The organism is Flavobacterium daemonense, from assembly GCF_007341385.1.
Lineage (GTDB): Bacteria > Bacteroidota > Bacteroidia > Flavobacteriales > Flavobacteriaceae > Flavobacterium > Flavobacterium daemonense.
In genome coordinates this window covers 66,715-88,666 of sequence record NZ_VJYD01000009.1, presented here as the reverse complement: position 1 = coordinate 88,666, position 21,952 = coordinate 66,715, and the positions used below count along the sequence as shown (strand labels likewise).

Here is a 21,952-nt window from a genome sequence, read left to right as displayed (position 1 = left end):
GTTTTAAGATATCAAGACATGAATTACACTTTCGACTTTCAACTTTAAAAAATGAATCCAGTTTTCAATCAACATATTTCCATTGCTTTTCCGAATGATATTTCGTTGACAATAAAACGCGAAGATCTTATTCATCCGTTTGTTTCGGGGAATAAATTCCGAAAATTAAAGTACAATTTGCTTCAGGCGAAAGCCGAAAAAAAAGACACTTTGCTGACTTTTGGTGGTGCATTTTCGAATCATATTGCAGCGGTGGCTTTTGCCGGAAAAGAACAAGGTTTTAAAACAATCGGAATTATTCGCGGAGACGAACTTTTTGATAAAATTGAAGAAAATCCAACCTTGAAATTTGCTCAGGAAAACGGAATGGAATTTGAGTTTGTTTCTAGAGAAGATTATCGATTAAAAAACGAAAAATCATTTTTAGAAAAACTGAAAGATAAGTTTGGAGATTTTTATTTGGTTCCCGAAGGCGGAACAAATGAACTTGCCGTAAAAGGTTGCGAAGAGATTTTGACCGAGGAAGATTCGGTTTTCAATTACGTTTGTTGTGCAGTTGGAACTGGTGGAACCATTTGTGGATTAATAAATAGTGCATTGCCAAATCAGAAAATTTTAGGGTTTCCGGCTGTAAAAGGTGATTTTTTAAACGATGAAATTCGTATTTTTGCAAAAAAAGATAACTGGAATTTAATTTCTGACTATCATTTTGGAGGATATGGCAAGATAAATTTAGAATTAATCGAATTTATTAATGCTTTTTTAGAAGAGACAAAAGTGCCCTTAGATCCAATTTATACAGGAAAGATGGTTTTTGGCGTTATAGATTTAATCGGCAAAAATTATTTTCCTGCGAATTCAAAAATTTTACTCATTCACACCGGCGGATTACAGGGAATTGAAGGAATGAATTTAAAATTGAAGCAGAAAAAATTACCAATACTCAAAAAACATGATTAAAAAAATAGTATTGCTCTTTACAGTTATAGTTTTGGCAAGCTGTTCGTCAAGCAAACCTGCTATTGCGACGACTAAAAAACAAGCGGCAGCAGCAGTTTCGAGGCCTAAGACAGTGGCGACCAAAAAACAAACTCCAGTTAAACCAATTGGTAAAAATTACCCTTCTACAAATAATACAACTGAGGTTATCCAATCTACTTCAAAAACAGTTGTTACCAGCGATTTAGTTAATGCTTACATCTTGCAATTTAAAGATATTGCAATGGGAAATATGCAGAAGTACGGAATTCCGGCGAGTATTATTCTGGCTCAAGGAATTTTGGAATCAGGTGCAGGAAAAGGAGATTTGGCGGTTGAAGCTAATAATCATTTCGGAATAAAATGTCATAAAGATTGGCTTGGCGAAAGTGTCCGCCATGACGATGATGCGGAGCAAGAATGTTTTAGAAAGTATCCAGAAGCTTCAGAATCATACAGAGATCACGCTTTATTTTTGGTTGGAAAAAACAGATATGCAAGTTTATTTACATATGAAAAAGATGATTATAAAGCTTGGGCCAAAGGTTTGAGAGCCTGCGGTTATGCAACAGATCCAAATTATCCAGATAAATTAATAAGTTATATTGAGCGTTATAATCTGCATCAATATGATTGTCAGGTTACAGGGAAAAATTATGTTGCGATCAATAAAACAGCTCCAGCAAGAAAACCAACTTATGATGTGAATTCTGATCCAAAAATAAATATGAACGCAAGCGATCCGAATTTATATGAAGTTCAAAAAGGAGATACGCTGTATTCTATTTCAAAAAAATTCAATGTATTGGTTGATGATCTAAAACAAAAAAATAATCTAACTGATAATGCCATTTCAATAGGACAGAGACTAAAAGTTAAATAATTATCAATTGTTAATTGTGAATTATTAATGAAAAGCAAAATCTCAATTGGAATTTTTATTTTGGCAATAGTTGTAACAATTAGATGTTTTGTGGAGTCTATCAGCATGATGAATTTCCTGAAAAACATTTTTTTATAAAACATAGACCAACTTGGAAATGGACTTTTTATTCACCAATTGGAATGTCGGATAAAAAGATTGAAGAGCTTTCAGAACAAGAAAAAAGAGAACAAAAATATTTCAATGAGTTTGTTTTAGATCAGGGTTTAAGTCAATAATCTAAAATCTAAACTCTAAAATCAAAAATAAGAATGTTATATAAAAGAAGTAGTCAGCTTTTTGCTGAAGCAGAAAAAGTAATTCCGGGAGGAGTAAATTCACCAGTTAGAGCATTTAAAGCAGTTGGTGGAACTCCAATTTTTGTAAAAAGTGCCAAAGGTGCTTATTTGTATGATGAAGACGGCAATAAATTAATTGATTACATCAACTCTTGGGGACCAATGGTTTTGGGTCATGCATATCAGCCGGTTGTTGATGCCGTAATTGAAAAAGCAAAACTAGGAACTTCATTTGGAATGCCAACAGAATTAGAAACTGAAATTGCTGCTTTAGCCGTTTCTATGGTTCCGAATATTGATAAAATTCGTTTTGTAAATTCGGGTACAGAAGCTTGTATGAGCGCGATTCGTCTCGCTCGCGGATTTACAAAAAGAGATAAAATCATCAAATTTGCAGGTTGCTACCACGGACATTCTGATTCGTTTTTGATTCAGGCAGGAAGCGGAGCGGTGACTTTTGGTTCGCCAAATAGTCCGGGTGTTACTCAAGGAACTGCAAAAGATACTTTATTGGCAAAATACAATGATTTAGAAAACGTAAAAACGTTAATCGAAGCGAATAAAGATGAAATTGCGGCAATTATTATTGAAGGGGTAGCAGGAAATATGGGTTGTATTCCACCTGCAAAAGGCTTCTTAGAAGGTTTAAGAGAATTATGTACTGCAAACGGAATCTTATTGATTTTTGATGAGGTAATGACAGGTTTCCGTTTGGCTCGTGGCGGCGTTCAGGAATTGTATAATATCAATGCTGATATCGTAACTTTCGGGAAAGTAATTGGAGGAGGACTTCCGGTTGGTGCTTTTGCTGCGCGTGAAGAAATCATGAATTACTTAGCACCACTTGGACCAGTTTATCAGGCGGGAACATTGTCTGGAAATCCGTTAGCAATGGCGGCAGGATTAGCAATGTTGCAATCGTTGAATAATGATAAAGAAATCTTTACTCGTTTAGAAGAAAAAACAGCGTATTTAGAAGCAGGAATCGACCGAGTTTTAAAAGCAAATAATATTGTTTTTACGATCAATAGAGTAGGTTCTATGATTTCGGTTCATTTTGATGCAAATCCGGTAACCGATTTTCAAACAGCTGCAAAAGGAGATAATGAAACCTTTAAAAAATTCTTCCACGGATTATTGCAAGAAGGTGTTTACATTGCACCATCGGCATATGAAACTTGGTTTATTACCGATGCTTTGACGTATGAAGATTTAGATTTTACAATTAATGCGATCGATAAAGTTTCGAAAACATTTTAAATCAAATAAAATATTTTTCAAGGGTTCAGTTTTTTAGCTGAACCTTTTTTTATTATTATAATCCTTATGTTGTAGTTAATAAAAAGTTAATGAAGACATAATGACTTGTGTTATTGCAATCAAAAATTATTTTTGTTTATCAAATAACCATTAAACCTGCAATAAATGAAGAAATTTTTCATTTTATCTACAATAGCGACTTTCGCGCTATTTCCAACCAACCAATTTGCCCAATCTAAGAAGAAAAAAGGTGAAACTCAAGTTGCTGCTCCAGCAGAAAAAAAGCCTGAATCAACAATTAAAGAATACAGCAAAGTAATTACAAAAGATGCTGTTTCAGACGAAGGACTATTTACAGTTCACAAAGTAGATAAAAAATACTACTTCGAAATTCCGAACAAATATTTAGATAAAGATATGTTGCTGGTAAGCAGATTAGCAAAATTGCCTTCAAACTTAGGCGGAGGGTATGTAAACGCTGGTTCTGAAACTAATGAACAATTGATCGTTTGGCAGCGTTTTCAAGATAAAATTTTAATCAAATCAAAATCATATAACTCTGTTGCGAATGATACTTTGCCAATCAGTATTTCGGTGAAATCAAACAATTACGAGCCGACATTATTTGCTTTTGATATTGTAGCTTTCAGCAAAGATTCGGCTAATACGGTTATCGATGTGACTAAATTTTATAGTACAGATGTTAAGGCAATCAGCGGAATTTCTGCAGAAATGCGTGACACTTACAAAGTAAAGGGGCTTGATGAATCGAGAAGTTTTATCAATAAAATCAAAAGCTTTCCAATGAATATTGAAGTTATTCAGGACATGACGTACAATGCTTCAAAACCGTCAATGTTGGAAGAATCGGAATCAATCAGTGTTCAAATGAATCAATCAATGATTTTATTGCCAGAAATTCCGATGAAGCCTAGATTGGCAGATCCGCGAGTTGGCTTTTTTACGGTAAGTCAATACGATTATGGAAGCAATGAATTAAAATCAGATTTAAAGACCTATATCCGTCGTTGGAGATTAGAGCCGAAAGACCCAGAAGCATACGCAAGAGGAGAATTAGTTGAGCCAATAAAACCAATTGTGTATTATTTAGATCCTGCAACTCCTCAAAAATTGAAAAAATACATCAAACAAGGAATTGAAGAATGGCAAAAACCATTTGAAACGGCTGGATTCAAAAATGCAATTATTGCAAAAGATGCTCCAACAAAAGAAGAAGATCCAGATTTTAGTCCAGAGGATGTTCGTTATTCTGTGATTCGTTATGTAGCAAGCACAACAAGAAATGCAGTTGGGCCAAGTGTTTCTGACCCAAGAACGGGAGAAATTATCGAAAGTGATGTTATTTGGTATCACAATCATTTGCGTTCGTACAGAAACAGATATTTATTAGAAACAGGAGCTGCAAATCCGTCAGCAAGAACATTGCAGACAAGCGACGAAGAAATGGGCGAAATGATGCGAATGGTTATTGCACATGAAGTTGGGCACGCATTAGGATTTCCGCACAATATGGGAGCAAGTTCATCGTATGATTGTGAAAGTTATAGAAACGGAGAATTTACACAGAAAAACGGTATTTCGCCAAGTATAATGGATTATGCGCGTTATAATTATATTGCACAGCCTGGCGATCAAAATATTCGCTTTATTCGTAAAATGGGTGCTTACGATCATTATGCGCTGAATTGGGGATACAGAGTGATTCCAAATGCAAAATCTCCACAGGACGAAAAAGCGACCTTAGATAAATGGATTTTAGACAAAGCAGGAAATCCGATTTATAAATTCGGAAAACAGAGCAGTACTTTTGATCCATCTTCTCAAACAGAAGATATTGGGAATAATTCAATGAAAGCCAGTACATACGGAATGAAAAACTTAGAGTACGTAGCAAATCATTTAAGCGAATGGACAAGTAGCGTAACTAACGATTATGATGACTTAAGCGAGTTATATAAAGAAATGCTGGACGTTTGGGGAAGATATGTTGGGCACGTTGTAACGAATGTTGGCGGTGTTTATGAAAATACAAAAAATCCAAATCAGGCTGGAAACGTTTATGAAGTTGTTCCAAAAGCAAAACAAATCGAAGCGATGAATTGGCTTCAAGCAAATGCTTTTGCATCGCCAACCTGGATTGTAAACATCAATACATTAAAAAATACAGAATATGCAGGTTATACAGAAACATTCAGAAGTATTCAAGTAAGACATTTGAACAATTTACTGAGTTTGCCTCGCATTGGAAGATTAATGGACAATGAAATTTTAGGTGCAGATACATACAAAGCATTAGATTTCTTTAAAGATCTTCGTAAAGGAATTTGGAAAGAGACTGCTGCTGCATCAAATGTTACTATTTATCGCAGAAATCTGCAACGAGCTTACATTGACCGAATGGGAGCTTTAATGACAGAGGAACTTAAACCTAACGACCGATTTGGAACTTACTACAATGTAGCACAATCAGATTTGAGAGCTTTGGTTCGCGGGGAATTAAATACGTTGAAAAAATCGCTAGTTGCGGCAAAAGCAACTGCGGTAAATACAGAAACAAAATACCATTATGAAGATTGCATCAAACGAATTGATTTGATTTTAAATCCCATCAAATAATAGTTTTAGAAAACAAAAAAGAGGCTCTAAAAGCCTCTTTTTTTATGTCAGCAAATTAATTGCTGTCATTTTTGTATTCTTTCATTTTTTCTCTCGCTTTGTCTTTGTTTTCTTCCTGAATTTTTTTCCATTTAGTGTATTGGTCAGCATTCAGAATTGATTTCATTTTAGCATCGTTTGCATCTCTTTCAGCCATCATATCTTTTTTGAAAGCTTCTCTTTCAGCTGCAGTTGGTTTTGTTCCACTGTCTTTACTTGCTTGACGAGCGTCTCTCATTTTTTCTGCTTTAGCGCTTCGATCAGCCAACAGTTGTTTTACCTGCGCTTGTTGATTAGCATCTAAATTCAATTCTGTTGTTAATTTTTTCAGCTGTTTTTCGTTACGCTGTTCTGGCGTCATTCTTTCTCTTTGGTTTCCTGCTGGTTGTTGATCCATTTCTTGTGCAAAAGATGCTACTCCAACAAATAGCAAAGCTGCGATAAATAATTTTTTCATGATTGCGTTTTTTAATTGTTATATCCATAAGACTATATCAAATTCAATAGGTTTAATTTTAATCTACAGATTTGTGTTTTATTTAACATATTGATTCGTAATTCATTAAAACGTTAACAAGAAGGCTAATAGTATAAAAATAATTGCTTATTTTTAAAGTATCAACTCATTTAAGAACTTAGAACAAAATGATATGAGCTCAAATACTGCATTAAACAATAAAATTGCTTTTTTCTCGACTCAGCCGTATGACAAAGCTTTTTTTAATAAATACAACAGCGATTTTGGTTTTGAATTGGATTATTATGAAACACAGCTTAATCTCCAAACAGTTGTTTTGATTGAAAATGCAAGTATTGTATGTGTTTTTGTAAACGATATTGTAAGTGAAGCTGTAATTAGACAATTGGCAGAAAAAAATGTAAAAATTATTGCCTTGCGTTGTGCTGGTTTTAATAATGTCGATTTAGAAGCGGCAAAAAAATACAATATAAAAGTCTGCCGAGTTCCGGCTTATTCACCACAAGCTGTTGCAGAACATGCCATGGCAATGATTTTGACTTTAAATAGAAAAACACATAAAGCCTACAACAGAGTCCGCGAGCAGAATTTCTCCTTAAACGGATTGCTGGGTTTTGATTTATTCGGAAAGACAATCGGAATTATTGGAACAGGGAATATCGGGCGAGCTTTTGCTAAAATTGCTTTAGGATTTGGATGTAAAGTTTTGGCTTATGATATTGTGCAAAATGAAGAAATGATCAAAGACGGCGTTTCTTTTGTCAGTTTAAATGAGATTTTCAAATCAAGCGATATTATTTCGCTTCATTGTCCGTTAAACGATCAGACAAAACATGTAATAAATGACGATTCGATTGCGTTGATGAAAAACAGCGTGATGATAATCAATACCAGTCGTGGTGGATTAATTGAAACTTCAGCAGTTATTGAAGGTTTGAAAGAAGGGAAAATTGGTTACTTAGGTATTGATGTTTATGAACAAGAGGAAAAGCTTTTTTTCAGAGATTTATCTGCAGATATTATTCAAGATGACGCCATTCAGCGTTTAATGAGTTTTCCGAATGTTTTGGTAACGGCGCATCAGGCGTTTTTTACTAACGAAGCTTTGACACAGATTGCTTTGGTGACCTTTAATAATATAAAATCATTATTGATACAAAATGATATTGAAAATAAAGCAGCATTGCTTGTTTAGATTATTCCATATTGAAAAGTAGTATTGATTTAAAATTTCAGATTATGAAAAGTAAAATTCTAATTTTAATCGGGATTCTGGCATTGTATTCTTGCCAAAACAAAAAAGAATCAAGTAATATTGTTAAAACTATTATTCAAGATACCTTGTCAAAAACAGTTGGCGGAACGGCAAATTTAAGTGATGCACCGCCAAGAGACGATAAAGCTGTTGAATTGATTAGGAAACAATTAAATATTTTGCTTGAGAAAGATTTGCCAGCCATGACAAAAGCAGACCGATTTTTTTACTACCAAGCTTTTGATCTAAATAATGATAATAAAAACGAATATTTTGTTGGTTTCTCCAACTCCTATTTCTGCGGAAGCGGAGGCTGTTCAGGTTATATTTTAAATAATGACGGAAGCTTGATAAATCGTTTTTCAGTAACCGATTTTCCAATTCTTATAGCAAATACATCCACTGAAAATTTTTCTGATTTAATAATAGAAAGCAACAATGAATTTCACATTGTAAGAATGAAAGATGGAAAATATCCATCAAATCCATCGGTTCAGGAAATTTGGAAAGGCGTAAGTCCCAAAGAAAGTACCAAGGTTTTGGATATTACAGATAAAAAATTTGAGAAGTATTCGTTTTAAAAAAAAAATAAACCCGACAGGTTTTTAAAACCTGTCGGGTTTGAATTTATATTTCGGAGAGCCATTCAAGATCTTCATTGTCTAAATCTTCTTGAGAAATAACTCTGCCATATTTTATATCTTCTTCGCTTTCTTTTAGCATATCTAATTCATGCTGTTCGAATTGATAAAATTTTGAAATTTTCATAGTTATCGTTTATTTTTATCTCTTTCTACTCTTTTTTCTGAAATATAACTTTCGGTTTCAGCGATTATATTGGAAACGGTTTTGCTTGAATTTTTTACTAAATTATTCAATGTATCAAAAAACACTTCTACTGGCATTTCTACCCAATCTCGATTGTCAATTTTTTTACAATAGAAATGGATTTTGCAGAGTTGTTTAATATCTTCTTCAATTGTTGAAATGTCTAAGTAGACCTTTAGGATATTTAATCTATTTCTGCCTTCTGTTAAAATATATTCAAACAAAAGAGTTTTATTGCTTATCGAATATTCAAAGAAACCTAAATCATTTTCTTTTAGTCCTTCATATTTGTTTTTTAATAATTCGAAAATTTTCTGCCTTCTTTTTGAAGTAATTTTTGTTACAATGGCTTTTTCGAAGAAAATTTCATAACAAAAAACCATTGACATGATTAGAAGCAGTATGATATAAGGCATTATTGAGGTGATTAAAATTTATTGTTTCGTACGAATTTAATAAAAAACCCGATAAGTTATAAACCTATCGGGTTGTATTTATAATAGAATAAAACAAAATCTATCCCACCAATTCCACAGTCTTAAACTCGCCGTCAACGACAACTTTAGTCAAACCGTGTTTAGATAAGTTTTTCATAGAGGCATCCCATTTTTTACCGCTTAAATTAGCAGTAACTTTAAGTTGCGATAATTCCATTTTATTTTCGTTTCCTTTTAGCAAAGTAATAATTACTTTTTCCTCTTCAGTCAATTCGATCTGAGCTTGTTTTTTCTCAGGACGCATTTGTGGAAACAATAAAACTTCTTGAATAGAAGCGTTGTTTGTCAAATACATAATCAAACGATCCATTCCAATTCCCATTCCAGAAGTTGGAGGCATACCGTATTCAAGAGCTCTTAAGAAATCCTCGTCGATAATTCCGTTTGCTTCATCATCACCTTTTTCAGAAAGACGCATTTGGTCTTCAAAGCGCTCTCTTTGGTCAATTGGGTCATTTAATTCAGAATAAGCATTTGCGATTTCTTTACCACAAACCATTAATTCAAAACGCTCAGTTAAATCTGGATTATCGCGGTGCTCTTTACAAAGCGGCGACATTTCTTTAGGATAATCCGTAATGAAAGTTGGCTGAATATAATTTCCTTCACATTTTGCTCCAAAAATCTCATCAATCAATTTTCCTTTACCCATTGTTTCGTCAACTTCGATTCCCATTCCGCGCGCTGCTTCAAACAATTCTTGCTCAGATTTTCCAGAAATATCAAAACCAGTAAAGTGTTTGATAGAATCTGTCATTGTTACACGTGCGTAAGGCGCTTTAAAGTTGATTTTGTGTTCGCCAAAAGTAACTTCACTAGTTCCATTTACAGCAATCGCACAATGCTCTAATAAGCCTTCTGCAAATTCCATCATCCAGTTGTAGTCTTTATAAGCTACATATATTTCCATTGCAGTAAACTCAGGATTATGTGTTCTGTCCATTCCTTCATTACGGAAGTTTCTAGAGAACTCATAGACACCTTCAAATCCACCAACAATTAATCTTTTTAAGTACAGCTCATTCGCAATACGCATGTAAAGCGGAATATCAAGCGAGTTATGATGCGTAATAAAAGGTCTTGCCGAAGCACCACCAGGAATTGACTGCAACACCGGAGTATCAACTTCAAGATATCCTGCATCGTTAAAATAACCACGCATCGCGCTGAACAACTTTGTACGCTTAATAAATGTTTCTTTAACCTGCGGATTTACAGTTAAATCTACATAACGCATTCTGTAACGCAATTCAGCATCGTTGAAAGCATCGTGAACGTTTCCTTCTTCGTCAACTTTTGGCAAAGGCAACGGACGCAATGTTTTACTCAAGAAAGTAAAACCACTTACACGAATACATTTTGCACCAACTTGCGTAGTGAATAATTCACCTTCAATTCCAATAAAATCACCTAAATCAGTTAATTTTTTGAATACTTGGTTGTATAAAGTTTTATCGTCGCCTTCACATAAAACATCGCGATTTACGTATAATTGAATACGTCCTTCGCTGTCTTGTAACTCAGCAAAACAAGCTTTACCTTGATCACGAACACTCATCAAACGTCCCGCAACAATAACCTTCTTACCTTCCTCGAAAGTTTCCTTTATCTGCTTCGAAGTATGATTTACAGGAAAAAGATTAGCTGGGTAAGGATTGATTCCCAGATTGCGTAAGTTTTGAAGTTTTTCTCTTCTGATGATTTCTTGTTCTGATAATGCCATTTTGTGCTCTGTTTTTTAAGTGTGCAAAGATAAAGAAAAGAATGCAGATTTTAGAATGCAGATTTTAGATTTTTTGGAGCAGCAATTTATTGGGTTTCAAGGACGTTTTGTCCCGCTATCCGCTTGTATCTTTTTATCCGCAAAAAAGGCGGATAAAAAGGATACCGCTTCTATCGGGGCTAGATTAGGCGTTTTTGTTTTCAAAAGACGCTTGAGTTGGAGTGCATCAAAGTTTTAATGTATTCTTGTCATTCCCAGGAACGAGGAATGACAATATTTTGGCAATAAAAAAAATATATAAGAAAATATTTCAGAGACTTAGTATCTTAGCAACTCAGTCCCGAAACCTCGGGATAGTATCTTAGAATCTTCAAAAAACAAAATAGACTTCGTATCTTTGATAAAAAATTAGATTATGGTAAAATTATATAAACTTTTGAGTTTTTCTTTTTTAATAGCGACATTAACAAGCTGTACTTTCACTGAAAATATTACAATTAATGATAACGGAAGCGGAAAATTCTCTGTTGATATGGATGGTTCGGCTTTGATGGAAATGGCTGGTGACCAAATTGGCAATCAAATGGGAGCGGATGCAAAAAAAGATATCGATTCTACTTTTACTTTCAAGCAATTATTTGAAGAGAAAAAAGACAGCATTGCCAAGCTTTCTCCAGAAACACAAAAAGAACTTAAAAAGCTCGAAAACTTTGTTGTTACGACTAAAATGAGTGCTGAGAAAAAACAATTTTTAATGACTTTTGCTACTGATTTTAAAAACGTAAACGAACTGCAGGATGTTTTACAAACGGCAAGTGCGCTTCAAAAATTAGAAGGTGCATCAGCTCCAGTTAGTCCATTAGGAAATGGCTTTGGAAATAACAACAGCAAATTAAGCTATACTTACGACGGAAAGAAATTTACCCGAAAAGCAACAATTGACCAGCAAAAACTGGCAGAAATAAAAAAAGATTCGGCAGCAGATATGTCTAAAATGATGTTTGCTTCATCAAATTATATCATCAAATATCATTTTCCGAAGAAAATAAAAAAGGTCTCGAATCCGAATGCTTTGTTCAGTGAGGACCGAAAATCAGTTACAATTCAATACTCTTTTACGGATTATATGGAGAATCCGGACAAACTTAACTTTGATGTTGAGTTTGAAAAATAATTAAAATGAATAAAAAAATTCAACTTCAGGATCTGGGAAACAGAGATTATAAATCGATTTGGGAATATCAGGAAGAACTATTTAAAGATATAGTCGATTTAAAAATCAAAAACCGAAGAGAAGAACTAGACTTGCCAACTCCTAATTATTTATTGTTTGTTGAGCATCCACATGTTTACACGTTAGGAAAAAGTGGCGATCTCGAAAATTTATTATTAAACGAAAAACAGCTCGAAGCCAAAGGCGCTACATTTTATAAAATAAATCGAGGCGGTGATATTACGTATCACGGACCCGGACAAATTGTTGGGTATCCAATTCTTGATTTAGAAAATTTCTTTACCGATATTCATAAGTATTTACGTTTTCTTGAGGAAGCCATCATTTTGACATTGGCAGAATATGGATTACAATCGGGCAGAAGTGAGGGAGAAACAGGAGTTTGGCTTGGTGTCGGCACTCCGTTTGCACGAAAAATTTGTGCGATGGGTGTTCGTGCTTCACGCTGGGTAACCATGCACGGTTTTGCTTTGAATGTAAACGTCGATTTAGGCTATTTTGATAATATTATTCCGTGTGGAATTCGCGGTAAAGGTGTTACATCTTTAAATGTCGAACTTGGAGTAGAAAAAGTAGATGAAGAAGAAGTAAAAACGAAAATTCTAAAACATGTAAAAGAATTGTTTGAAGCAGAATTTGTTTAGAAAGACTTATTGAAAAATTCAGAATGCTGAAGAAAGCAACAATTTTAAGGTTGTTTTCTTCAGCATTTATATTTAGGACAATAATGTAATTTTCTGCTGTATTTATGCTAAATTTGGGTTTATAGTTTATGTTGCAATTAATCTAACCTAAATAATTTATGAGAAAACTCTACTTACTTTGTTTCCTTTTCATGCTTAATGGTCTTTTTGCTCAAAAGAAAGATAAATTATACCCCGTTACGATTTACGAAAAAGCTTGGCAAGAAAAAAATAGTGATGCGCGATTAAAATTGATTAAAACGATCTGGCTGGATGACAGTACTTTTGAAGATCCTTCGGCATCTATAAAAGGTATCGCAGCATTGAATAGTCTGATCGCTGAATTTTATAAAAAAAATCCTGACGCAGTTTTAACTTCTGGGGCAAAAGTCGTTAAAGACAATTATATTACGTGGGAATGGAAAATTGCCGATTCTAAAAATAAACTTGTAATGGGTGGCCGAGATTTCGCCAGATTAAATGGTAAAGGCCAAGTGAGCAAAATTATTAGTTTTTGGGATACAGGCGTGACTTTGACTGAAGAAGATCTTTTGAAAAACCTTGAAGCGGATAACTTTAAAGTTGTTGCAAAATATTATGAATGTCTTTTTAAAACCAGAGATTTTGACACAATGGCAACTTTAATTGAAGATGGGGCTGTTTATACGCAAGCAACAGGATTGCCATATGGAGGAACTTATGTTGGTTTTCAGGAATGGACTACCATGTTTGCAAAATCTGCTGAGTTTTTTGAATTGCAGATAGAAAAGGAGCCTGTTTATTTTAGCGATGCCACAAAAAACGAAGTGATTATTTATTTTACCATAAATTGCAAATCAAAAAAATCCGGCAAAACGCTTTCGATGCCAATTTCAGAACATTTTGATTTGAAAAATGGAAAAATTACAGCAATCCGACCTTTTTATTATGACACAAAACAATTTGTTGAATTTTTAAAAAGCAAGAAATAAAAAATAGTTTATAAAAAAGCGACCTAAATATATTAAGTCGCTTTTTTTATTAAAACTCTAGACTGAGTTGCTCAGGCAAAAGCCTAAAACTCATTCGATGGTATTTTGTAGTTCCATATTTTTTAATTGCTTCCCGATGCTCTTTAGTTGGGTAGCCTTTGTTTTGTTTCCAATTATACATTGGGAATTCTTCATGAATTTGATCCATATATTCGTCACGGTAAGTTTTTGCCAAAACCGAAGCAGCGGCAATACTTAAATATTTAGCATCACCTTTAATAATGCTTTTGTTGGGTATAGATTTCAGCAATTCTATTTCGGTTGATGAAAATTGTTTCCCAAAAGAATTTTTAAGTCCGAGTTTCGCATTCAGAGATCGATTGCCATCTACAATAATATATTCGGGAACATGTTTTAATTTTAAAATACATTCTTGCATTCCTTTCATGGAAGCATTCAAAATGTTTATTTCGTCAATTTCATCAGGAAACAAATGTGTCACAGCAAAACAGACAGCGTGCTCTTCTATAATTGGTTTTAAAAGCGCTCTAGTCTTTTCAGACAATTGTTTACTGTCGTTTAAAATTTGATTTTCAAAATGTTGAGGCAAAATTATTGCCGCGGCCGTTACAGGGCCAGCAAGGCAACCTCGTCCTGCTTCATCTGTGCCGGTTTCTAAAATAAATCCTGAGAAATTTTTTTCGAGCATTTTTATACTTTTTTGGATAGCAAAGATTATAAAAAATTCAGCAAATAGATAAAATGACGACTAAATTTAAGTGTAAAGGTTTAATGGCGTTAGTAAATTTTATGATTTGCTGACATTTTTCAATGGCGATTTTCCATATTTTTTACACTTTATCCTAATAATTTTGGTTGCTAAGTAATTTTTTTTTGAGTTTTTTAAAGTTAAATATTCAAAAAGCTTTAAAAAAAATGATGTTTTGTGTTATTTGAGCCTTGTTTTTGTCAAAACTTCAAAAAAACATGTCAAATTAAAGAACTTAATAAAAGAAATTACTGTTTTTTATGAGTTTTATGATTTGATTTTCCTAAATGTTAAAATTTATTAAATTTTTAGCATTTAAAAGTGTGTGAATTAGTTTTGTTTTGAAAGAAAAATAATATATAAAGTCGATAATAGTTACATTTTGCAAGAAAGTATTAAGCTTTTGTTAATAATCTTAAGGAAATTTAAATTCAAATAGTTTGTTATTTTAAGAAATAATTAAGATGTTTGTCGCATACTAATTCAAAATAAATTAAAATGAAATTAAAATTTAAATGGATTTTTACGCTCCTTGTAGCGTTATCTATGCAGTTTTCTTTCGCTCAAGAGAGAACTGTTACTGGAAAGGTATCTGATAAAACAGGTGTTATTCCAGGAGTAAATGTTCTTGTTAAAGGAACAAAGGTTAATACTCAGACAGATTTTGACGGAAGTTATTCTGTGAAAGCGAAAACAGGAGACGTTTTAGTTTTTTCATATGTAGGTATGAATAACAAAACTGTGACTGTTGGAAATTCAAACACGATCAATGTGGAGATGGAGTCTGAGGCACAATTAATGAATGAAGTAGTAGTAGTAGGTTACGGTGTTCAGAAAAGAAAAGAAGTTACAGGTTCTATTTCTAAAATTGCTGGAAAAGACATCTCTAACTTGGTAACTCCATCTTTCGAAGGTGTTTTAGCAGGTAGAGCAACTGGAGTTCAGGTTTTAACTAACACAGGTCTTATTGGTGCTGCACCAAAAATTAGAATTAGAGGTATTTCTACAATTTCTGGTCTTACTGAGCCATTAATCGTTGTAGATGGTATGCCTATTTTTTCTGGAGACATTGGAGGTGCTTCGCCTACAAATGGTTTAGCTGACATCAATCCAGAAGATATTGAGTCTTTTGATGTATTAAAAGATGGAGCTGCGACAGCTATTTATGGATCTAGAGCTGCAAATGGTGTAATCTTGATTACAACAAAAAGTGGTAAAAAAGGTACTTTAAAAGTTAGCTATTCAAGCGTACTTGGTGTTGCTAGTGCTGCAAAAAAATATGATTTGTTACAAACTCCTGATTTCATTACAATTTCAAATGAGAAAAGTGCAAATGCTAAGTTAGGTATATGGGCAGTTGGAAATACATACAATACTGACTGGCAATCAGCAGTTTTGAGAAATGCTCCTCAAATGACACATAATCTTAACTTCAGCGGAGGTTCAGATAAAACTAAATATTACTTATCTTTGGGTTACCAAGATTTAGATGGTATCAACTTATCTAATGACCAAAAAAAGTATACTGTTAGAGCTAACATCGATCAAGAAATCAACAAATGGTTAAGTATTGGTACGAATTTAAACCTAAGTAGAACTGAAATCAATGGATTAAACAGTAGTGCAAGTGCATTGTCAGGAAATATTTTTAATACTATCAGACAATTGCCAAATACACCAATTTATGATGCTGCTGATCCAACTGGTTACAACCTTTCTCCAAACAACGCAACAGTTGGTAAATGGGATAACAATGTTGAAGCTGGGGATAATATTACAAATATTATCTATGTTCTTGATCATAATAAATATCAGTCAAAAACGACAAGAATTATATTCAGTACTTTTGCTAATGCAAAAATTACTTCTGATTTAAGTTATAAATTACAAGTAAGTGCTGATAATGCTAGTACTGATGGTCTTCAATACTGGAATCCAGTACATGGTGATGGACGTACTTCAAATGGAAGTTTGTATCAAGACAACACAAATCTTATGAGATGGAACTGGCAAAATATCTTAAACTATAAGCATACTTTTGCTGAAGATCATAACGTTGGATTAACAGGTGTTGCTGAATATCAAAAATCTAGAAACCAAAATTTCTGGGGCCAAGGAAGCGATATGTTAAGTGATTTCTTTAGTAAAAACTTAGTAACCAATACTTTTAACACAAAAGATACTGGTGGAGGTGTTACTGAAAAAGGGATTATCTCTTATTTAGGACGTGCTACTTATAACTATAAAGAAAAATACTTTATTCAAGGATCTCTTAGACGTGACGGAATTTCTCAATATGAGAAAGATGTTAGATGGCACAACTTCCCTGGAGTTTCTGCTGGTTGGACAGTTTCTAAAGAAAACTTCATGGAAGGAATTAGTAAAGTGGTTTCTGATTTAAAAGTAAGAGGTTCTTACTCTGAGGTTGGAAACGTTGACGTATTAGGTGGGACAGCTTATCCTTCTAAAGGTCTTACTGTAGGTTCTCCTAATGGTGGTGCTAATGGTATTGGATATTCTCAGTATGGTAACAACTTGTTACAATGGGAAACTAGTTTCAAAACTGACTTTGGTGTTGATTTAGGTTTTCTTGATAATCGTTTGACTTTACAATTTGATTATTACAGAAATAATATTGATGGTATTGTATTGCAAGCGCCAGTTGATCCTTCTATGGGTATTCCTGGAGCTAATGGTGGTTTTGTTAACTCTAACATTGGTTCTATGTATAACCAAGGATATGAGTTTGCAGCTAACTTCAAAGCTATTAATAATGGTAACTTTACATGGGATGTTGGAGCTAACCTAACATTGACTAAAAACGTAGTTACTGGTTTAGTTGCTGGACAAGATATCATTGGTGGTTCTTCAACAGATACAAATATTGCTCCTAATATTATTATTAGACAAGGTGAATCAATCAATTCATTATACGGTTATAAATATTGGGGAGTTAACAAAGCAAATGGTAACCCAGTTTACTATAAAGCTGATGGAACTTTGGCGCAAGGTATGTTGCCGGGTACTGGTTTAACAATCTTTGATCCAAACAATCCTACTGCTGTTGGTGCTGCTACGACATTGAGTAATGCTGACAAAGTAATTTTAGGAAATACATTGCCAACTTATTTTGGATCATTTACTTCAAGCATGAAATACAAAAATCTTGATTTAGGTTTCATGTTTAGATTCAGTGGTGGTAATAAAATTTTCAATGCTACAAGAAGAGAGTTGTTGAATACAAACTTTAACAACAATGGAACAGAAATTTTAGGAAGATGGCAAAGTATTGATAATCCTGGTGATGGATGGACACCAAAATTATATGGTAGTTCAAACACAGGTACAAACTTGACGAGTGCAGCAACTTCTCGTTTTGTTGAAAAAGGTGATTTTATCTCACTTGATAACATTAGTTTCGGTTATACATTGTCAAAATCGGTAATGGATAAAATTGGAGTTGATAACTTTAGACTTTTTGTTCAAGCACAAAATATCTGGTTGATTTCAGACTATAAAGGTATTAACCCTGAAATGGAAACGTCTGGAGTAGATGTAAATGGTACTCCACGTTCTAAAGTGATCTCAATGGGAATAAATGTAAGTTTATAATAAAAATACATATGAAAAATATATTTAAAACAATTTTACTTTCTGCAATGGTACTCGGGATGAGTTCATGTTCAGAAGACAAAATACTGGATTTGAATCCAATCAATAATATTTCTGATCAGGATGCATTTTCAACACCTACTTTAATCCAGTCATATATGGTTGGTGTTTACAATAACGCTGCTATTGGTATGTATAACTCAACAACTCCAAATGGTGGTCGTGGTTATGTTTGGGGTGCTGCTTTTGTTGAACAAGGAGAAGCAAGAGGAGAAGATGTTGTTAATATGCAAACTTTTTATGAGTTGACTTATAAAGCGACTAATGATGCATCATCTCCAAACAATGTTTTTTACTGGGTTGATGGTTATAAATTAATCAACAGATGTAACCTTATGATTGAAGGTGCTCAAGGTGCTGTAGCAAAAGGTATTATTACTCAAGCTGTTGCCGATGATTATATTGGGCAGTCTAAATTTTTAAGAGCAATTACGCATTTTGAATTGTTGAATTATTTTGCAAAACCATATCAATTTACTGCTGGAGCTACTCACCCTGGAGTTATCTACAGAGAAGTTGGTATTAATACAGCAGCTGAACTAACTTCAGAAGATAATAAGCCAAGAAATACTGTTGCTGAATGTTATGCTAAAGTTTTAGCTGATTTAGATGATGCTGAAAAATTAATTGCTACTGTTGGTAGAGGTACAGGTACTGGTGCTGCTACTGGTACACTAGTTATTGGTAGAGCTTCAAAAGCTGCAGCAATCGCTTTCAAAACTAGAGTTTACCTTCAAAAAAGAGACTGGGCAAACGTAATTGCTGAAGGATCAAAATTAACAGGGCGTTATGCATTAACTGCAGATCCTTATGCTCCTTTTGCACTTAATATAGCTAATAGTGAATCTATTTTCTCTATTGTACATACTGCAACACTGAATCCTAATACTAATGCTGCTTTAGCAAGTATCTTAAGAAATAGAGCTTTAGTTTGTATTAGTCCAATTCTTTGGAGAGATTCACAATGGTTAGCTGATGATAAACGTAGAGAAGATGGTAAATTTATCTATACAGCGCCAACCAATGGAGTTAAATATACTAACAAATACTTTGATATTACTAACTTGACTGATCCTGCTCCAGTTATTAGATATGCTGAAGTTGTTTTAAACATGGCTGAAGCTCAGGCACGTTTAGGTACAAACTTACCAGCAGCATTAACTTTATTGAACCAAGTTAGAAATAGATCGTTAGCTAATCCTGCAGCTCAGGCATATACTTCTGCATCATATACTTCTCAGGCAGATTTAGTAAAATTAATTCTTAAAGAAAGAAGAATTGAGTTCTTACAAGAAGGACGCAGATGGTCTGATATCCATAGATTGCAAGGTGATGATTTAGCTCCAATTTCTGGAGTTCCTGCTAAAGTGGCTAGTGGTATTGCTCCGCCAAAAGCAGCATTTGATTTAACAAGTAATTATGTGGTAACAACTCCAGTTGATGCTATTCCATATACTGATTACAAATACTTATGGCCTATACCACAAATTGAAATGAATACTAACCTAGGTATTCAACAAAACCCAGGATGGTAAGAAAATAAATATTTTGATTTTTTTAAAACCCTCAATCATTTTTTGATTGGGGGTTTTTCTATTTTGATTTAATTGTGATAAAAACTTCTCAATCATACTGATTTGTTTTTTTATACGTTTTTATCTTTTACCTTTGCTTGACTAATTTTGTCGAATATAATTTCAATATAAAGCTATCAAATGAGAATACTCTTTTTTCTATATCTAATGATAATGCCCGCCTTATTGTTTTCTCAAGAAAAAAACACTTCTAAAAGTAATTTGGATATGAACACCAAATATTCAAGCATTACTGATACCGTAAAAAAGAAAAAATCTTTAGTAGCTAAAATTGAACAATATCAAATTATCACTCTAGAACATGATACGACTTATGCAGATACGTCGTTAACGCTAAAAAGCGCTTACAGACAAAATTATCTTAGAAAAGATAATTTCGGACTTTTAGAATTTTCCAATATTGGACAAACTTACAATACTTTAAATTACGGTCTAACGAGTTTTTCTCCATATCCAGAAATTGGTTTTTCAGGCAAACATTTTGATTATATGCAGCCTTCGGATATTAAATATTACTCGGCGGCAACACCGTTTACTGAATTGTTTTTTAATACAACAATAAATAAAGGTCAAAATGTAGATTCATTTATTACGTTAAATACGTCTAAGAATTTAAATTTTTCTTTTGCTTATAGAGGTCTTCGTTCAGAAGGGAATTATATCAATCAATTAGTTAGTGCAGGTAACTTTAGATTTACGACTAGCTATGCCACAACTAACAAAAGATATATTCTGAACGCGCATGTTACGTATCAGGATATTACAAATGAGGAAAATGGAGGTATTACCAGCCCTGAAGATTTTGAAAGTAATGACCCTGATTTTAAAAATCGTCAGCGTTTGCAGGTATATTTAACAGATGCTAAATCTTTGTTGAAGGGGCATCGTTTCTTTTTTGATCATGCATTTAGAATAAATCCAAAGGGAGGTGATAATAATTTATTTGTTACACATCAGTTTAATTATGAGTATAAATTTTATGAATACAAACAGCCAACTGTACTTTCATATGTAGAAACAACTCCGGTTGCACGTTTTGGAGAATCGTATGTGACTAGCAATATTAATGACCGCACTCGTTTTGAAAAATTATATAACAAAGCTGGACTTGCTTATGAAAATTCCCTTTTAGGAAAATTCTATTTTTTTATTGATGATTACAGATCAAATTATGAGTACAACAGGGTTATAGTTAAGCAGGACGGCCATGTTATTCCTGATAATTTGTTTGTTCAGATTAATAATTTTGGAGGACAGTATGAATATCAGAAGAATAAATGGAATGGACGTTTCTTATATACGAGATCGATCACAAATCAGTCGCTTTCAGATCTAGATGCTAAATTGAAATACACTTTAAATAAAGATATTCAGTTTGATTTTAGATACCGAAACATAAATAAGCTCCCAAATAATAATTATAATTTGTACCAAAGCAGTTATGTTGAATATAATTGGTCTAATGATTTTAAGAATGAAAAAATAAATCAGCTTGGAGCAAATGTTTATACGCCTTGGTTGAATGCCGAAGTTCAATATTCTGTTTTAAAGGATCATTTATATTTTGCTGATGTTTCAACAGATGAAGAGAAAAAGGTTCATACTCAAATTATAAACCCTGCGCAATATGGGAATGCGATAAACTATTTTTCTATAAAAGCGAACAAAGAGTTTAAATTTGGAAGATTTGGTTTTGACAACACGCTTTTATATCAAAAAGTGGATCAATCTGAATTAATTTTAAATGTGCCCGATTTTGTGACTAGAAACACATTGTATTATTCTAGTTATTTTTTCAAAAAAGCTTTGTTTATGCAAACCGGACTTGTATTTAATTATTTTACGAAATATTACGGAAATGATTACAATCCAGTTGTTGGCGAGTTTTTTGTTCAAAATACTAAGGAAATTGGTAATTATGCTACTTTCGATTTTTTTGTTAATGCAAGAATTCGTCAAACTCGTTTTTATTTAAAGTTGGAGCACTTTAATTCTTCTTTTTCTAAAAATGATTATTACTCTGCACCTAATAATCCATATCGTGATTTCTTAATACGATTTGGTTTAGTTTGGAACTTCTTCCAATAAAATTAGGTCTTGATTTATTTTAAA

At 33.3% G+C, this 21,952-nt stretch carries 18 protein-coding genes; 13 read left to right on the top strand and 5 right to left on the bottom strand.

Going from position 1 to position 21,952, the window contains the following annotated elements:
* The first annotated feature begins 51 nt into the window (after positions 1-51).
* From FND99_RS12980 to FND99_RS12960, 5 genes are all read left to right on the top strand, one after another.
* Entirely contained in the window at positions 52-960 is a 909-nt protein-coding gene (locus FND99_RS12980) for a 1-aminocyclopropane-1-carboxylate deaminase/D-cysteine desulfhydrase (protein ID WP_144338380.1), read from the top strand.
* Positions 953-1,861, top strand: a complete 909-nt coding sequence (locus FND99_RS12975) for a glucosaminidase domain-containing protein (RefSeq protein ID WP_144338379.1) — start codon at positions 953-955, stop codon at positions 1,859-1,861. Before FND99_RS12980 ends, FND99_RS12975 begins: the two co-directional genes overlap by 8 nt.
* Before the next feature lie 83 nt (positions 1,862-1,944).
* Entirely contained in the window at positions 1,945-2,139 is a 195-nt protein-coding gene (locus tag FND99_RS12970; RefSeq protein ID WP_144338378.1) for a hypothetical protein, read from the top strand.
* Between the two features lie 33 nt (positions 2,140-2,172).
* Positions 2,173-3,459 (top strand): glutamate-1-semialdehyde 2,1-aminomutase, encoded by a 1,287-nt coding sequence (hemL, locus tag FND99_RS12965; protein WP_144338377.1) that lies wholly within the window; start codon positions 2,173-2,175, stop codon positions 3,457-3,459.
* Positions 3,460-3,624: 165 nt separating this feature from the next.
* Positions 3,625-6,096: a zinc-dependent metalloprotease gene (locus FND99_RS12960; protein ID WP_144338376.1), complete on the top strand. Its 2,472-nt coding sequence runs from the start codon at positions 3,625-3,627 to the stop codon at positions 6,094-6,096.
* Between the two features lie 55 nt (positions 6,097-6,151).
* On the opposite strand, the gene FND99_RS12955 is transcribed toward FND99_RS12960, so the two are convergent.
* Positions 6,152-6,592 carry a hypothetical protein gene (locus FND99_RS12955; protein WP_144338375.1) on the bottom strand — a complete coding sequence of 147 codons (441 nt, stop codon included), beginning with the start codon at positions 6,590-6,592 and terminating at the stop codon, positions 6,152-6,154.
* Positions 6,593-6,785: 193 nt separating this feature from the next.
* Here FND99_RS12955 and FND99_RS12950 point away from each other — a divergent pair, with 193 nt between their 5' ends.
* Both FND99_RS12950 and FND99_RS12945 read left to right on the top strand, forming a co-directional pair.
* Positions 6,786-7,808, top strand: a complete 1,023-nt coding sequence (locus FND99_RS12950) for a 2-hydroxyacid dehydrogenase (protein ID WP_144338374.1) — start codon at positions 6,786-6,788, stop codon at positions 7,806-7,808.
* A 44-nt stretch (positions 7,809-7,852) separates the two neighbouring features.
* Positions 7,853-8,449, top strand: a complete 597-nt coding sequence (locus FND99_RS12945; protein WP_144338373.1) for a hypothetical protein — start codon at positions 7,853-7,855, stop codon at positions 8,447-8,449.
* A gap of 46 nt (positions 8,450-8,495) precedes the next feature.
* Here FND99_RS12945 and FND99_RS20180 read toward each other — a convergent pair whose 3' ends face one another.
* From FND99_RS20180 to lysS, 3 genes are all read right to left on the bottom strand, one after another.
* On the bottom strand, positions 8,496-8,636 hold the full coding sequence (locus FND99_RS20180) for a hypothetical protein (RefSeq protein ID WP_162615555.1): 141 nt from the start codon (positions 8,634-8,636) through the stop codon (positions 8,496-8,498).
* Positions 8,637-8,638: 2 nt separating this feature from the next.
* On the bottom strand, positions 8,639-9,085 hold the full coding sequence (locus FND99_RS12940) for a hypothetical protein (protein WP_144338372.1): 447 nt from the start codon (positions 9,083-9,085) through the stop codon (positions 8,639-8,641).
* Positions 9,086-9,212: 127 nt separating this feature from the next.
* The gene (lysS, locus tag FND99_RS12935) at positions 9,213-10,916 is read right to left on the bottom strand and encodes a lysine--tRNA ligase (RefSeq protein WP_144338371.1); all 1,704 of its coding nucleotides are present in this window, start codon (positions 10,914-10,916) and stop codon (positions 9,213-9,215) included.
* A 415-nt stretch (positions 10,917-11,331) separates the two neighbouring features.
* Between lysS and FND99_RS12930 the strand changes: the two genes are divergently transcribed.
* The 3 genes from FND99_RS12930 to FND99_RS12920 all read left to right on the top strand — a co-directional run bounded on the left by FND99_RS12930 (position 11,332) and on the right by FND99_RS12920 (position 13,804).
* A complete protein-coding gene (locus tag FND99_RS12930; protein ID WP_144338370.1) occupies positions 11,332-12,090 on the top strand; it encodes a hypothetical protein in 759 nt (252 codons plus the stop codon).
* A 5-nt stretch (positions 12,091-12,095) separates the two neighbouring features.
* On the top strand, positions 12,096-12,794 hold the full coding sequence (gene lipB, locus FND99_RS12925) for a lipoyl(octanoyl) transferase LipB (protein ID WP_144338369.1): 699 nt from the start codon (positions 12,096-12,098) through the stop codon (positions 12,792-12,794).
* Between the two features lie 158 nt (positions 12,795-12,952).
* Positions 12,953-13,804 carry a nuclear transport factor 2 family protein gene (locus FND99_RS12920; RefSeq protein WP_144338368.1) on the top strand — a complete coding sequence of 284 codons (852 nt, stop codon included), beginning with the start codon at positions 12,953-12,955 and terminating at the stop codon, positions 13,802-13,804.
* Positions 13,805-13,853: 49 nt separating this feature from the next.
* Here the strand turns inward: FND99_RS12920 and FND99_RS12915 are convergent, their stop codons facing one another.
* Positions 13,854-14,513, bottom strand: a complete 660-nt coding sequence (locus FND99_RS12915) for a ribonuclease HII (protein ID WP_144338367.1) — start codon at positions 14,511-14,513, stop codon at positions 13,854-13,856.
* Positions 14,514-15,071: 558 nt separating this feature from the next.
* Here FND99_RS12915 and FND99_RS12910 point away from each other — a divergent pair.
* The 3 genes from FND99_RS12910 (at position 15,072) to FND99_RS12900 (ending at position 21,928) form a co-directional block, all read left to right on the top strand.
* A complete protein-coding gene (locus tag FND99_RS12910) occupies positions 15,072-18,185 on the top strand; it encodes a SusC/RagA family TonB-linked outer membrane protein (protein ID WP_144338366.1) in 3,114 nt (1,037 codons plus the stop codon).
* Positions 18,186-18,196: 11 nt separating this feature from the next.
* Positions 18,197-19,780 carry a RagB/SusD family nutrient uptake outer membrane protein gene (locus FND99_RS12905; protein ID WP_144338365.1) on the top strand — a complete coding sequence of 528 codons (1,584 nt, stop codon included), beginning with the start codon at positions 18,197-18,199 and terminating at the stop codon, positions 19,778-19,780.
* A 180-nt stretch (positions 19,781-19,960) separates the two neighbouring features.
* Positions 19,961-21,928 carry a putative porin gene (locus FND99_RS12900; RefSeq protein WP_144338364.1) on the top strand — a complete coding sequence of 656 codons (1,968 nt, stop codon included), beginning with the start codon at positions 19,961-19,963 and terminating at the stop codon, positions 21,926-21,928.
* Positions 21,929-21,952: the final 24 nt, after the last annotated feature.